Origin of the sequence: Pseudoalteromonas sp. CO325X (genome assembly GCF_004208955.1) — a bacterium.
Taxonomy (GTDB): Bacteria; Pseudomonadota; Gammaproteobacteria; order Enterobacterales; family Alteromonadaceae; genus Pseudoalteromonas; species Pseudoalteromonas ruthenica.
On record NZ_SGPG01000017.1, the window covers coordinates 1 to 14,209 of the forward strand.

The window sequence follows — 14,209 nt, forward strand, 5'->3', positions numbered from 1 at the left end:
TTGCTAAGCTCTGCATCCACTGCTGCTTCTTGCTTGCTGATAGCGCCATTGCCGTCTGCATCTAAAGTAGAGAAATCTGCTGCAAATGCTGCGCTTGAAGCTGCTAAAGTGATAAGTGCTAAAGTTGAAGTCATGCGTTTCATAATAAGTATCCTTCTGGACTGAAAACTAAAATCTGAAATTGATGTTTAAACTAAGCGCTTAAGCTTGTTCAAACTCTTCTTTTGACAGCTCACCGTTACCATCGGTATCTAGCTTGTCGAAGTGTTTGCTAAGCTCTGCATCCACTGCTGCTTCTTGCTTGCTGATAGCGCCATTGCCGTCTGCATCTAAAGTAGAGAAATCTGCTGCAAACGCTGCGCTTGAAGCTGCTAAAGTGATAAGTGCTAAAGTTGAAGTCATGCGTTTCATAATCAATATCCTTCTTTACTTGTTGAAATCTGTATCAGTAACGTTCTGTGCTAATTGCTACTGCGTTTTAAACTCACCCTGACTATTACAAGTCCGGTGCCAACATTAAAAAAGCATTATTTATCATGTAGATATATGTAAATCAGGGGAATTAAGAGCCGTTACACTATGTTTTTCTGTTGCTCTTTTGCGACATAGTTCAGGCTTAAAAGATAATATCTATATTTTTCAAGAGGTTATTTTGCAACTTCTCACCTTGAATTCAGCCAATTACCTGCCTGGATTGAGCTGAAGGTGACTTTTAACTGAATGAAAGTGTAATGCCATCATTCTCATAAATTATTTTTTATGTTTATTTTCATAAAATTCAGCAACTTAAAACTTAAATGACTATTTGTAAGGGGATTTTGATTGAGCCCCGACTGCACACCAAGCGTTGTGTTGCTTTTTAGCAACAACGCATCTTTGGTTCAGTAAAGAGATGGAATTTAGAACAAAAAGAAATACAGAAGAGATAAAAAACAATTGAGTGCCTACGCTAGGTATCCACGCCTCAACGCCGCTCAACGAGTGACGTTAAGTCACTGCCACGAGATAGAAAAGGGAGAGCATGGTGGCAGGAATTAATCCTGAAGCGACGCCCGGCTCAGGCATCCACGCCTTCGCGTTCGGCCCTCAACGAGTGACGTTAAGTCACTCGCTGTCGCAAGCGACCGTGCCTCACCCACGCCAGAATGTTGGGGTAAACAGCACTAGGAGAGTAAATATCTCTAACCGGCCAAAGACCATTGCCAATGTCAGGATCCACTTTGCGCTATCACTAATGTCACCATAGTGAGCGGCTACTTCACCCAAGCCTGGACCCAGGTTATTAAGGCAGGCGGCGGTCGCCGAGAAGGCAGTGATATTATCTAGCCCCGTCCCCATCAGGCTGATCATAATAATTACAAACACCAAGGCATAGGCAGAGAAAAAGCCCCATACCGCCTCTACAACCTTATCTGGTAGGGCTTTACGACCTAGCTTAATCGAATAGATGGCGCGCGGGTGGACCAAACGGTTAAGCTCTCGGATACCTTGTAAGTAAAGTAAAAACACCCTCACTACTTTCATTCCCCCGCCTGTGGAGCCCGCACAACCACCAATAAAACTGGAAAAGATCAGCAGCATGGGTAGAAACAGCGGCCAAGCGGAGAAGTTATCGGTCGCAAAACCGGCGGTGGTACTGATGGAAACGGCCTGAAACATCGCTTGGTCGAGAGTTTCATCACCATTAGCGTAAATGTTATTAGAGGAAAGCACTGCGAAACAGATAATGATGAGCGCCACTTGAATCAGAAAAAACGCTTTAAACTCAGGGTCGCGCAAATAAACTTTGCCACTACGACTGGCCACAGCTGCATAGTGCAGTGAAAAGTTGATTGCCGCAATTAGTAAAAACACCACACAGATCAGGTTAATCACGGGGCTATCAAAGTGCCCCATCGACGCATCATAGGTAGAGAAACCACCAATGGCTATGGTTGAAAAGGCATGACAAATCGCATCAAACCAATTCATTCCCGCAACCCAATAAGCCAGCGTGCAAGTTAAGGTAAGCGAGACATAGATATACCACAGGTGTTTTGCCGTATCGGCAATTCGTGGTGTCATTTTTGAATCTTTCACCGGCCCTGGCGTCTCAGCACGGTACAGCTGCATCCCACCCACACCAAGCATAGGGAGCACGGCAACGGCTAGTACAATGATCCCCATACCGCCTAGCCATTGTAATTGCTGGCGATAGAAAAGCACCGACTTAGGTAAATATTCTATGCCTGTAAGTACAGTCGCACCGGTAGTGGTCAGCCCAGAAAAGGCCTCAAATACGGCGTCCGCCATCGATAACTTGGGTGCATCTAGAAAAATCAGCGGTAAAGATGCGAACGAGCCCAGCACCAGCCAAAACAACACCACAATTAAAAAGCCTTCTCGAGCCTTTAAATCTCCATGCTCATTACGGTTGGGGTAGTAGGCAATTAAGCCAGCAATGACGCTAAAGACAAAAGCGAGAATAAAAGGTAAGCCGCCACCGTCTTTGTATATTAGCGAGACCAAGGCTGGCGGCACCATAGTGATGCTGAATAACGCCACCAGCTGGCCCAGTATTTTTATTATCGTGCGGTATTGCATCTAGCGCATCGCCGTGACTTTTGTTTGCATGTTATTGTCTTACTGTTTTATTTTTAACTCAACAGTACCGTGGCTTAAATCAAAGATATCTTTTATCGCTGCATGGCTTTGGCGCTCATCAATACATATCTGCCAACGAATGGCGCTATCGTATTGCTTCTCAATATCAAGGACTTGATAGTGAGTTTGCAACCTTTGCTCTATGACTCCCTGTAGAGCATAGTCACTGTCGCCAATGAGTACCACACTAGGCACCTTAACCTGGGTAACTAGTTGCGCCAGCGCGTTATTAAGCGTACCGCCATAGGCACGAACCAGCCCACCGGTCCCAAGCTTAATACCACCGAAGTAACGCGTTGTCACAGCACAAATTTCGCCAAGGCCACTGCCTTGGAGTACATTCAGCATTGGTTTTCCAGCAGTCCCATTGGGCTCGCCATCATCGGAAAAGCCATACACATGGCTGCCTCCTGGAGCTCCTGCTACATGAGCCCAGCAGTTATGGCGGGCATCGGGGTAACGGCGATTGATATCGGCGATAAAGTCCTTTGCCGCACTAATATCCGGCGTGTGCGCCACATGCACAATAAAAGTGCTCTTTTTGATTTCTTCTTCGTAACTTAAGGGCTCACTAGGGTATGAGTATTCAGACATAACGGCAGGATCATTGATAGCAAACTGCGGAGCACTTAGGCCCCGCAGTGAATGGGTGGTTAATCGAGCTCTAGCTCGCGAGTCATATTCTCAAGGTTGTCTTCGTGAACAATGATATTGTCCTCAATACGAATACCACCGAAAGGCTTAAGCTCTGCGACCTTGTCCCAATTAATATGCTGATTATTATCTGTCGCTGCTAAATCACCAAGCAAGGAATCGATAAAGTACAATCCAGGTTCAATGGTAAATACTTGATTCGCTTCAATCTTACGCGTACAACGCAGGAACGGGTGACCCTCAGGCGGCTCTTGGTGTGCGCCCTGCTCGTCAGCCATAAAACCACCCACATCATGTACTTGTAAACCAATATGATGGCCTAAACCATGTGGGAAGAATGTTGAAGTAATGCCTTTGGCAACGATCTCATCGGCCGATAAGTTGACGATGTTAAAGTCACTCAGTGTTTGCGCCACACGTTGGTGACAGTCAAGGTGTAACTCACCATACAACTTGCCAGGCGCTAACTGGTTACATAGTGCAATTTGATGCTGCTTCATAGTGGCAACAAGCTCAGCAAATTCCCCTTCACCAGTAAAGTCATAGGTTCGAGTAATATCGGCTGCGTAGCCATTGAAGTTCGCACCAGCATCAATCAAAAAAGAACGATGGCTAGCAGGAGCAACACGATCAAAGTGCGTGTAGTGCAAAATGGCGCAGTTTTCGTTTAGCGCCACAATGTTGCCGTAAGGCGTGTCATTTTCGCTGTGTTGGGTCGCTAAAAGATAGGCTTGTTGAATTTCAAATTCAGACTTGCCTTGGAAAAACGCATCTCGCGCAGCTTTGTGACCTTGGACAGCGATTTTATTCGCCTCACGCATACAAGCAAGTTCGTACTGCGTTTTGTAGGCACGGTGGTAATGATAAAAGTTCATTACCGGCTCTGGATTCATCAGCTCAAAACCCAAAGCTTGAGCGACTTCCAAGTATTCGCCAATATATGCAAATCGTGCCTTATCGTAGGGTAGTAACTTTTCTACCTGATCCGGTTTCACTAGCAGTTCAATATCAAAGTAGTCAGCCCAATACTCATTCGGCTCATCGGGGACCTTGTGCCAAAAGTCCACAGGGCGATAGAAAATCAACTTTGGCTTATCAGTGCCATTCGCGACAATCCAACAGTGTGGATTATCGATCACTGGCAACCAGGCCTTAAATTGTGGATTCACCTTAAACGGGTAGTACATATCGTCTAAGAACTGGCGCTTCGCCTGGCCAGAATGGAAAACAACACCGTCTAGGTTTTCGCGTTCGATAATTTCGCGCGTGCGCTTTTGCAAGGTTGCAATATGTTCAGCGTATAACACCGCTAATTTATTCATGTATCACCCACTTTGCTAAATATTATTAACTGCAGTCTATCACAGCCGCCAGCTGTGCGGCTAACCACCTATGCGCATATCAAGAATAGACGCTAGGATGTTTTCATTTTTGCCTTGTTTAGTAAGGTATACTTGCCGATAAGCAAATACATTTTTGACATAGTCGCGCGTTTCCCGATACGGGATCAATTCAATCCACAGTTCCGCAGGCATAGCTTGATCCGGTAACCATTTACGTACACGGTGATAACCCGCATTGTAAGACGCTGTTGCTAGCACTTGGTTGCCATTAGTTTTACCCTCTAAGTACTTTAGGTACTTGGTGCCCAAATTGATATTGGTACTGGGCTCGTACAAACGCCGTGAAGACACGGTACTACGATTAATATACTTCGCGGTGCTAGGAAGAAGCTGCATTAAGCCACGCGCATTGGCCCGAGAGCGGGCATCCGGAGCAAAAGAGCTCTCACGCCGAGCAATAGCAATACTCCAATCCATATCCACCTTGTTGCGGCGGCTATAGCGCTTAAATAAGTCGGTGAATGCATCAGGGAAGCGTAAATCCACGTAATCCCAAGCCTTTATACGCGCTAATGTAAAGATGGTACTGTCATGCCAGCCTTGTTCACCGGCTAATACCGAAGCCGCTAGTTTCTCCGCTTCACTTGAAGTGTCTATTAGGTAATTCCATTCCCTGCGCGCGCTGGTGTAGCGCTTCAGTTCATGCAAACGTTTGGCGCGTTTGAAGCCTGGCGCCTGAGCCACCTTTTCCTTCAACCCAGGCGGCAACATCAACTGTTTACTATTGAGGTTAACCGGTTGGTCCAAGCGTGCGGCGGCAAGAAAGCCATAATAATCTCGTTGTTGTGCCAGCGGCAGCCATATATCTTGAGCCTCTTGTGCCCGCCCTTGACGAAAATAGCTGTATGCAAGCCAGTATTTATGGCCATTGCTGAGATTGGTTTTATTAGTGAAGTATGCTGATATCCTTGGCCAATCTTGCTCTCTGAGCATATTCGCCAGATGCCACTGCATGAGCTTTTTATCATGGCCCGCATCGGGCACTTTATTTAACCAAAACTTCGCTTCATCATGCTGTTTTACCGCTAATGCATAAGCAAAGGCATAGTTAATTTCCTGACGTTGCTCATCGGTAAAAGTGAACATGTTATCGAGTTTGGTCCATGCTCGAATCGCTAGTTCCGGATCTCGCCATACCAAACGCTTAACGCCATAATGGGCAATTTCCGCTTCTTTGCTGCTTTTGTTTTTGAATCGGTACAAACCTGCTGCAGCACTGGGGTCTTTGCGCACCGCAGAATATAAATCCGCTAAATAACGCTCATTTTTCGGTAGCAATGTTTTCAGGTAGCGCAGCAAGTGGTGTTCGCCCTCTCGTGCTGCCAGCCCTACCCGTTGCCATACCCGTTGTGGGGTTTGCATCCCAGCATCACGCCACTTAGCGAACAAGGAATCACACTGTTTCGGTTGAGATTGTCCAACCACCCAGAGATCAGCAACTTGCGCTAATATTGCTCGCTCAGGGGCACCTAGTTGCAATTGAAAATCTAGGTACTGGCACTTTAACTGCGCATCGCTTGTCGGTTGATAGTTAGCAACAAAGTCGGCTTTTCGTCCTCTTTTAGCTAAGTAGTTAAGCCAGGCTCGACGAACCGGCCACTCGAGGGGAGTATTTTGGTACACGCTTAAAAAGCGCTCTATTTCTGTTTGATATTTTAACTGCGGATGGCGTTTATAAAAGGCCATCTCGACATAAGGCTTAAGGGGGTGATCGAGTTGGCTATTGAGGCGCTTAAACTCTTTATAGTTGCCTGACCAGGCCACCTTTTCCGCCTCTAAAAAATCGTCATTGTCACTGGCTAAAGAAGCACTGGAGGCGTGCAGTAGGGATGCAGCCAGTAACACATGTATAAATCGTTTCATGATAATCCTACGTTTTATCGCGCGAAACACAGGTAACGGAATAACACTAAAAATGCTCAAAAAGGCACGTTACCATTATTGGTTCAACGAGCCATCTTAACTGTACTACATTAATGGATGAGTTTTGACCTTTAGTAACCGCATCTATACGTGTTTTGGTCGCATCTCGTATCAGCGTTAATTTTTAACCGAATGTAAATTTTAGCCGGAAATTTTCATTGCATTTTCGGATTAAAGACGCGACACTGATCGAAAACCCAACTCATCGTACCAGTTTCACATGAAACAAAGGGAGATACCCATGATATTTCAGAGCGATTCCTTTGTAGTCTCTTTTATAAAGGACCAAATTGCTGAGTTTAAGTTCACTGTACCTGGTTCAGTGAATAAACTATCTCAACAAACCTTAAACGACTGCTTAGAGGCCATCAAAGAATTACGTCAACGTGACGACATTAAAGGCATGGTATTTACCAGCGATAAAGATCACTTCATCGTTGGTGCTGATATTTTTGAATTCCTACCCACTTTCCAAAGACCAGAGCAGGAGCTTGTAAGCTGGATTAAAAACGCAACCGATGTGTTTGATGCTTTAGAAGACTTACCTTTCCCTACTATCAGTGCCATCAATGGTATGGCTCTTGGCGGTGGCTGTGAGTGGGTTCTGGCGACTGATTTCCGTGTTGGTAGCAGCAAAGCTAAAATCGGTTTACCTGAGACCAAACTGGGTATTATGCCCGGCTTTGGTGGCACCGTGCGTTTACCTCGTATCATCGGTGCAGACAATGCCATGACTTGGATCACTACGGGTCAGGAAAACCGCGCCAATGATGCACTAAAAGTAGGTGCACTTGATGCTGTGGTTGCTGATGACGTACTTGTTGATGCATGTATCAACATGCTGGAGCAAGCCATTGCGGGTAAGCTTGATTGGCAAAAGCGCCGCGCAACAAAACAAGCGCCATTGAAGATGAATAAGGTGGAGCAAGGCATGAGCTTTGCCATGGCCGAAGGCATGGTTATGGGCAAAACTAAAGGCCACTACCCAGCGCCCGTGCTTGCAGTGAAAACCATTAAAGAAGCCGCAAATATGAGTCGCGACGAAGCCATGGCAGTAGAAAATGCCAACTTCGCCAAGCTGGCTAAAACCAATGAAGCTGCTGCGCTAACCGGTATTTTCTTGAACGATCAGTTCATTAAAGGCAAAGCTAAAAAGCAAGCCAAGGGTAGTAGTGTCACCATCAACCAAGCTGCGGTACTAGGTGCAGGCATTATGGGCGGCGGTATTGCTTACCAGTCAGCCTATAAAGGCACACCTATTGTCATGAAAGACATTAACCAAGATGCTCTCGACTTAGGTATGGGCGAGGCAGCAAAGCTACTTGGTAAAAAAGTAAAACGCGGCCATATGAACATGGATAAGATGGTCGGCGTACTAGGAAAAATCAAACCGACTCTCAACGATGCGGATGTGCAAAGTGCTGATATCGTAGTTGAAGCCGTGGTTGAGAATCCGAAGGTGAAAAAAGCGGTATTAAGCGACCTTGAGAAAACCTTAGGTGACAATGCTGTACTAACATCAAATACGTCTACTATTCGTATTGATGAACTTGCCACAGCGCTAGAGAAACCTGAAAAATTCTGCGGTATGCACTTTTTCAACCCCGTTCCAAAGATGCCTTTGGTAGAAGTGATTCGTGGCGAAAAAACCTCAGAAGATACCATTAACGCTGTAGTCGACTATGCCCTTAAGCTAGGTAAATCGCCTATCGTTGTGAATGACTGCCCAGGGTTTTTCGTAAACCGTGTGCTTTTCCCCTACTTTGCTGGCTTCAGCAAAATGGTTAGCGAAGGAATCAGCTTCGCAAAAATCGATAAAGTCATGGAAAATGTCTTTGGTTGGCCGATGGGGCCCGCCTACCTACTAGACGTGGTAGGTATTGATACCGCCTTCCATTGTACTGGCGTGATGGCTGAAGGCTTCCCTGAGCGTATGGCTCGCCAAGAGAAAGATCCGGTCGCCGTATTTGCAGAAGCTAAACGCTACGGTCAGAAAAATGGCAAAGGCTTCTACAGCTATGCCCCTGATCGCCGTGGCCGTTTGAAGAAGAGCCATGATGACGAGGCGTTAAAATTACTATCAACGCTGAGCGACAGTGAGAAAGACGTTGATAAGCAGGAAATGATCGACCGCTGTATGGTGCCGATGATAAACGAAGTATTACTTTGCCTTCAAGAAAACATCATTGCTTCACCTCAAGAAGCAGACATGGCATTGGTATATGGTATTGGCTTCCCGCCGTTCAGAGGCGGTGTATTCCGCTATTTAGACCAAGTCGGCCTAGCTAACTTTGTAGCAACTGCCGATAAGTACGCACACCTTGGTGCGATTTACCAAGTATCTGACCAAACACGTCAATGGGCCGAGCAAGGCCGCGTGTTTTATCAAGTGGAGGGACAATAATCATGAATAATGTTGTCATCGTCGATTGTATTCGTACACCTATGGGCCGCTCAAAAAATGGCGTATTCCGCCACAAGCGTGCTGAGGACCTTAGTGCCCACTTGATGAAAGGCCTGTTAGAGCGCAACCCTGCTGTGGATCCTGCGTCAATAGACGACATCTATTGGGGTTGTGTACAGCAAACCTTAGAACAAGGCTTTAACGTCGGCCGTAACGCCGCACTGTTAGCGGGTATTCCACACACAGTGCCAGCAGTTACTGTAAACCGGTTATGCGGCTCATCAATGCAAGCGTTGCATGATGCGGCACGCGCAATTATGACCGGTGCTGGCGACACTTACCTTATCGGAGGTGTGGAGCATATGGGCCATGTACCGATGACCCATGGTAATGATTTCCACCCAGGGCTCGCTACTTCTGTAGCTCAAGCCGCAGGTGTGATGGGCCTAACCGCTGAATACCTTGCCACCTTGCACGGTATTAGCCGCGAGCAACAGGACCAGTTCGGCGCTCGCTCACACCAACGCGCTCATGCAGCGACAGTAGAAGGTCGCTTTAAAAGCGAGATTCTGCCGATGGAAGGCCATGATGAAAGTGGTGCATTGACCTTGGTTGAAGATGATGAAGTTATTCGTCCAGAAACCACCGTCGAGGGTTTATCTCAGCTTCGTCCTGTATTTAACCCGGCTTCTGGTAGCGTCACTGCAGGCACATCTTCAGCGTTGTCTGACGGTGCTTCTGCCATGTTGGTTATGAGTGAAGACAAAGCTAAAGAGCTAGGCTTGCCAATTCGTGCTCGGGTTAAGTCAATGGCGGTCGCCGGCTGCGATCCATCAATCATGGGTTATGGTCCGGTACCTGCGACCAAGAAGGCATTGGCACAGGCAGGCATCAGCATTGATGATATTGACGTTGCTGAGCTTAATGAAGCATTCGCAGCGCAGTCTTTACCGGTGCTAAAAGACTTAGGTCTACTGGATAAGGTCGATGAAAAAGTGAATCTAAATGGCGGTGCAATTGCACTTGGGCATCCATTGGGTTGCTCCGGTTCACGTATTAGCACCACGCTTATCAATATTATGGAAGATAAGGACGCTAAATACGGCCTTGCAACCATGTGTATTGGTTTAGGCCAAGGTATTGCTACGGTGTTCGAACGTCCATAGCCACATCAGCTTGGTGACAAAAAGGCGGGTTAAGCATTATTGCTCCCGCCTTTTTTCTTATCTAAAGTTTGGGTAAACTAGCGCTTTTATTCTAAGGCAACGACACCAATGAACTTTGACCAAGCCGACCATGTTCTTGACGCCATGGGCCTACGTTGCCCCGAACCGGTGATGATGGTACGCGGCACCGTGCGCAAAATGCGCCAAGGCGAGACCCTGCTGATCACCGCTGATGACCCTTCAACGACTCGTGATATTCCCAGTTTTTGTCGTTTTATGGACCACACCTTGGTGGCCCAGAAAACCGAGCAAGCCCCGTATCAGTATTTGATCAGAAAAGGCCAGTAGGCCTTATTCAAACACTTGGTTGACTGTTACCAAGGGCTTTTTAAAGCGTGAGAAATTGATAGACACTTTGTACCAACCTTTCTCTTCTGGCGTAAAGCTAAAATAGTTGTACACGCTGTTGCAGTCTGCTTGAACCGGTAGGCCGAGCTCTAACGTTTTATCGAGCCCTTCGTCAAGATAACCGCAATTATAACCAGCACTCCACTGGGCATCGGCTATTTTGAACTCATAGGCCTTCCCCGGCGTAGAGAAGCGAATTTTGGTCTCATAGATGGCTGGCGCCACCCGTTGCATTTGATACTCTGGCTGCGCATCCCACAACGAGAAATCGCCACGCAAGAATAACGGCTTTTTCACTTCCTCAGCAGGCACGATATCATCGATAGTCACTGAGCTTGAGCAAGCCCCTAATAGTAAGGCTGAAACGAGTAACGGAATTTGCTTTGTCATTATTATTTGTTTCCACTTTAAGCGCACTTTTCTCCAGTCTAAGAAATTAGTGCAAAGGCTTCAATAAAAAAGCCAGCTTAATGCTGGCTTTTACTATCACTATGAAAAATACTCACTATTTCTGTAAAACAGAAATGTCAGCCACTTGCAGAAACAGCGATTGTAATTGTGACAATAGCGCCAAGCGATTGTTCTTAACGGCATCATCGTCGGCCATCACCATTACGTTATCGAAAAAGGCATCAACACTTTGACGAATATTGGCCAATTCACTTAATGCCTGCTGATAATCGCCCTGTTCATACAATGGCGATAACTTCGCTTGATAGGCCGCTACTTGCTCAGCCAAAGTCTGCTCGGCTGGCTCTTGAAGTAACGCTTTATCAATGGCACCGACTTCCTTGATGTCATTTTTGCTGAGGATGTTACCCACTCGTTTATTTGCCGCAGCCAGCGCTTCTGCAGGCTCTAAGCTACGGAAATGGCTTACCGCCTTTACACGCAGGTCGAAATCAAGAGGTTTAGAAGGTCGACGCGCCAACACAGCCTGAATCACATCAACGGCAATACCCTGCTCTTGATACCAAGTACGGAAACGCCCTAGGAGAAAATCAAATACATCCTCAGCGACATTGCTGTTACTGAGCTTATCAGCAAAAAGTTGCTGTGCTTTGGCAATAATATCAAGCACATCTAAAGAGAGTTGCTTCTCTACCATAATCCGAAGTGCGCCAATTGCTGCACGACGCAGGGCAAATGGGTCCTTGTCACCTTTCGGAGCTTGGCCGATACCAAAAATACCCACTAAGGTGTCGAACTTATCTGCCAGAGCCACAGCACAAGCGATAGTGCTATGTGGTAATTCATCCCCAGAGAAACGCGGCATATATTGCTCGTTCATGGCATTGGCGACATCTTCATGCTCGCCGTCATGACGTGCATAATGCATCCCCATCACGCCTTGAACATCAGTGAACTCCATCACCATCTCTGTCATCAGGTCGGTTTTACTTAGCAAACCGGCCCGCTCTGCTAACGCTTTATCGGCACTCAATTGCTCAGCAATGTAGCCTGATAGCGCACTAATTCGCTCTGATTTATCTTTCAGGGTACCTAGTTGCTTTTGGAACAACACGGAATCAAGAGACGCTAAGCGGCTTTCCAATGTTTTCTTTTTATCAGCCTCATAAAAGAACTGTGCATCAGCCAAACGTGGGCGCACTACTTTCTCATTTCCAGAGATCACTACACTTGGGTCTTTGCTCTCAATATTGGAAACAAATAAGAATTTATTAATCAGCTTGCCATTGCTATCGAGCAGCGGGAAGTATTTTTGGTCGTCTTTCATGGTGTAGATCAGTGCTTCATCTGGCACATCCAAGAACTCTTCTTCAAAAGAGGCGGTTAACGTCACCGGCCATTCAACCAGCGAGGTCACTTCCTCTAACAGTTCTTCATCCATCGCGACCTGGGCACCCACTTTTGCTGCAGCGGCATCAATTTGATTACGGATCATCGCTTTGCGCGCCTCGTAATCCGCGACAACGTAGGCTTCCTGCAGCTTAACTAGCGCCTCATCGGCGTGATGAATAGCGACTTTCTCTGGGTGATGGAAGCGATGCCCCTGAAGCTCGTTACCGATCGCTTTACCAAGAATTTCACCCTGAACTAAGCTGGCACCGTAGAAAATGGTCGCGGTGTGAACCGGGCGAATAAACTGGGTCTTGTTAGCTCCCCAACGCATAGGTTTAGGGATAGGTAGTTTAGTTAATGCCTTAGCTACTGCGTCTACAATCAGCTCTTGTACCGCCTGACCAGGAACATTGGCCTTGTGTAGTAACCACTCGCCTTTATCGGTGGTATGGCGCTCCGCATCACTGACGTCAATACCACAGCCACGAGCCCAACCCAATGCCGCTTTGGTTGGGTTGCCATCGGCGTCAAACGCAGCCTTGACTGCTGGGCCACGCTTCTCGACCACTTTGTCTTGTTGTTTTTCGTCCAGTTGCAACACCATCAACCCCAACCGGCGAGGCGATGCATACCATTGCACACCTTGGTGCCCGAGAGTAAGCTCATCCAGTTGTGCGGTTAATGCATCAGCAAAGGCCTCTGCAAGTGTGCGCAGAGATTTCGGTGGTAACTCTTCAGTACCAATTTCGACTAAAAGATTCTGTTGTAACATAGGTATTCTTAATCCTTACACAGCGGGAATCCGAGCGCTTCACGCGCCGCGTAGTAGCTTTCTGCACAGGCTTTAGATAAGGCTCTAACGCGCAGAATATAACGTTGTCTTTCTGTCACTGAGATAGCGTGACGTGCATCGAGAAGGTTGAATGCATGCGATGCCTTCATCACTTGCTCATAAGCTGGTAATGGCAACTCTGCTTCTATGAGTTTTTGACTTTCCTTTTCGCACTGGTCGAATTGCTTAAATAGCGCATCAACGTCGGCATGTTCAAAATTGTATTTCGACTGCTCTACTTCGTTTTGGTGGAAAACATCACCATAAGTCACTTTGCCCATCGGGCCGTCAGCCCACACAAGGTCGTAAATACTGTCCACACCTTGAATATACATGGCTAAGCGCTCTAGACCATAGGTGATTTCGCCGGTTACTGGCGCACATTCAAGCCCCCCTACTTGCTGGAAATAGGTGAACTGCGTAACTTCCATGCCATTTAGCCACACTTCCCATCCTAATCCCCAAGCACCCAGAGTTGGCGATTCCCAGTTGTCTTCAACAAAACGGACTTCATGCTTAAGTGTGTCAATTCCCAATGCAGCGAGTGAACCCAAGTATAGGTCTTGGATATTGTCTGGAGACGGCTTTAAAACTACCTGAAATTGATAGTAATGCTGTAGACGGTTAGGGTTTTCACCATAGCGGCCATCGGTAGGACGGCGACAAGGCTGTACATACGCACTCGACATTGGCTCTGGGCCAACGGCTTTTAAAAAGGTGAGTGGATGAAACGTGCCTGCGCCCACTTCTAGATCAAAAGGCTGTGCAATAACACAGCCCTGCTGTGCCCAGTAATCCTGTAACGCTAGGATAAGGCCCTGAAAGGTTTGTAAGTCGTATTTTTGCATAATGAGGTTAGATTCTGCTGCTTTGAGTGCGGTTTTATTGCTCACAGTATACCTGCTGCCACGCCGTGTTTTAAGCAGTTTCTTTTACAGTGGCTCTGTAGCTAGCAACCCCTTCCTTTCACATT

The 14,209-nt window shown here is 46.9% G+C and carries 12 protein-coding genes; 3 read left to right on the plus strand and 9 right to left on the minus strand.

Translation table 11 applies throughout. The features are described 5' to 3' along the window. The 6 genes from EXT46_RS19015 to EXT46_RS08385 form a co-directional block, all read right to left on the minus strand. Positions 1–143 (minus strand): calmodulin (locus EXT46_RS19015; RefSeq protein ID WP_130146625.1); only part of this gene is annotated, 143 nt, incomplete at its 3' end. Between the two features lie 58 nt (positions 144–201). Then, positions 202–411, minus strand: a complete 210-nt coding sequence (locus tag EXT46_RS08365) for an EF-hand domain-containing protein (RefSeq protein ID WP_022946908.1) — start codon at positions 409–411, stop codon at positions 202–204. A gap of 720 nt (positions 412–1,131) precedes the next feature. Further along, a complete protein-coding gene (locus EXT46_RS08370) occupies positions 1,132–2,583 on the minus strand; it encodes a TrkH family potassium uptake protein (protein WP_022944859.1) in 1,452 nt (483 codons plus the stop codon). Between the two features lie 39 nt (positions 2,584–2,622). Next, positions 2,623–3,237, minus strand: a complete 615-nt coding sequence (locus EXT46_RS08375) for a YigZ family protein (RefSeq protein WP_053910993.1) — start codon at positions 3,235–3,237, stop codon at positions 2,623–2,625. 59 nt (positions 3,238–3,296) lie between these two features. Then, positions 3,297–4,619 carry a Xaa-Pro dipeptidase gene (pepQ, locus tag EXT46_RS08380; protein ID WP_130146627.1) on the minus strand — a complete coding sequence of 441 codons (1,323 nt, stop codon included), beginning with the start codon at positions 4,617–4,619 and terminating at the stop codon, positions 3,297–3,299. A gap of 60 nt (positions 4,620–4,679) precedes the next feature. Further along, a complete protein-coding gene (locus tag EXT46_RS08385; protein WP_130146629.1) occupies positions 4,680–6,563 on the minus strand; it encodes a transglycosylase SLT domain-containing protein in 1,884 nt (627 codons plus the stop codon). Between the two features lie 301 nt (positions 6,564–6,864). Here EXT46_RS08385 and fadB point away from each other — a divergent pair, with 301 nt between their 5' ends. The 3 genes from fadB (at position 6,865) to tusA (ending at position 10,541) form a co-directional block, all read left to right on the plus strand. Then, positions 6,865–9,027: a fatty acid oxidation complex subunit alpha FadB gene (gene fadB, locus EXT46_RS08390; RefSeq protein WP_130146631.1), complete on the plus strand. Its 2,163-nt coding sequence runs from the start codon at positions 6,865–6,867 to the stop codon at positions 9,025–9,027. A gap of 2 nt (positions 9,028–9,029) precedes the next feature. Next, complete coding sequence (fadA, locus tag EXT46_RS08395; protein ID WP_045979470.1) at positions 9,030–10,193, plus strand: acetyl-CoA C-acyltransferase FadA; 1,164 nt, start codon at positions 9,030–9,032, stop codon at positions 10,191–10,193. Between the two features lie 108 nt (positions 10,194–10,301). Then, a complete protein-coding gene (gene tusA, locus EXT46_RS08400; protein WP_022944865.1) occupies positions 10,302–10,541 on the plus strand; it encodes a sulfurtransferase TusA in 240 nt (79 codons plus the stop codon). A 3-nt stretch (positions 10,542–10,544) separates the two neighbouring features. Here the strand turns inward: tusA and EXT46_RS08405 are convergent, their stop codons facing one another. The 3 genes from EXT46_RS08405 to glyQ form a co-directional block, all read right to left on the minus strand. Further along, entirely contained in the window at positions 10,545–10,997 is a 453-nt protein-coding gene (locus EXT46_RS08405; protein ID WP_053911106.1) for a hypothetical protein, read from the minus strand. A gap of 109 nt (positions 10,998–11,106) precedes the next feature. Then, on the minus strand, positions 11,107–13,176 hold the full coding sequence (gene glyS, locus EXT46_RS08410; protein WP_130146633.1) for a glycine--tRNA ligase subunit beta: 2,070 nt from the start codon (positions 13,174–13,176) through the stop codon (positions 11,107–11,109). A gap of 8 nt (positions 13,177–13,184) precedes the next feature. Next, a complete protein-coding gene (gene glyQ, locus EXT46_RS08415; RefSeq protein WP_026111100.1) occupies positions 13,185–14,084 on the minus strand; it encodes a glycine--tRNA ligase subunit alpha in 900 nt (299 codons plus the stop codon). Positions 14,085–14,209 lie beyond the last annotated feature (125 nt).

Bases quoted from the DNA above. Each gene is read 5' to 3' on its own strand.
- EXT46_RS08365 (WP_022946908.1), bottom strand. From the start codon at position 411: ATGAAACGCATGACTTCAACTTTAGCACTTATCACTTTAGCAGCTTCA.
- EXT46_RS08370 (WP_022944859.1), bottom strand. From the start codon at position 2,583: ATGCAATACCGCACGATAATAAAAATACTGGGCCAGCTGGTGGCGTTA.
- EXT46_RS08375 (WP_053910993.1), bottom strand. From the start codon at position 3,237: ATGTCTGAATACTCATACCCTAGTGAGCCCTTAAGTTACGAAGAAGAA.
- pepQ (WP_130146627.1), bottom strand. From the start codon at position 4,619: ATGAATAAATTAGCGGTGTTATACGCTGAACATATTGCAACCTTGCAA.
- EXT46_RS08385 (WP_130146629.1), bottom strand. From the start codon at position 6,563: ATGAAACGATTTATACATGTGTTACTGGCTGCATCCCTACTGCACGCC.
- fadB (WP_130146631.1), top strand. From the start codon at position 6,865: ATGATATTTCAGAGCGATTCCTTTGTAGTCTCTTTTATAAAGGACCAA.
- fadA (WP_045979470.1), top strand. From the start codon at position 9,030: ATGAATAATGTTGTCATCGTCGATTGTATTCGTACACCTATGGGCCGC.
- tusA (WP_022944865.1), top strand. From the start codon at position 10,302: ATGAACTTTGACCAAGCCGACCATGTTCTTGACGCCATGGGCCTACGT.
- glyS (WP_130146633.1), bottom strand. From the start codon at position 13,176: ATGTTACAACAGAATCTTTTAGTCGAAATTGGTACTGAAGAGTTACCA.
- glyQ (WP_026111100.1), bottom strand. From the start codon at position 14,084: ATGCAAAAATACGACTTACAAACCTTTCAGGGCCTTATCCTAGCGTTA.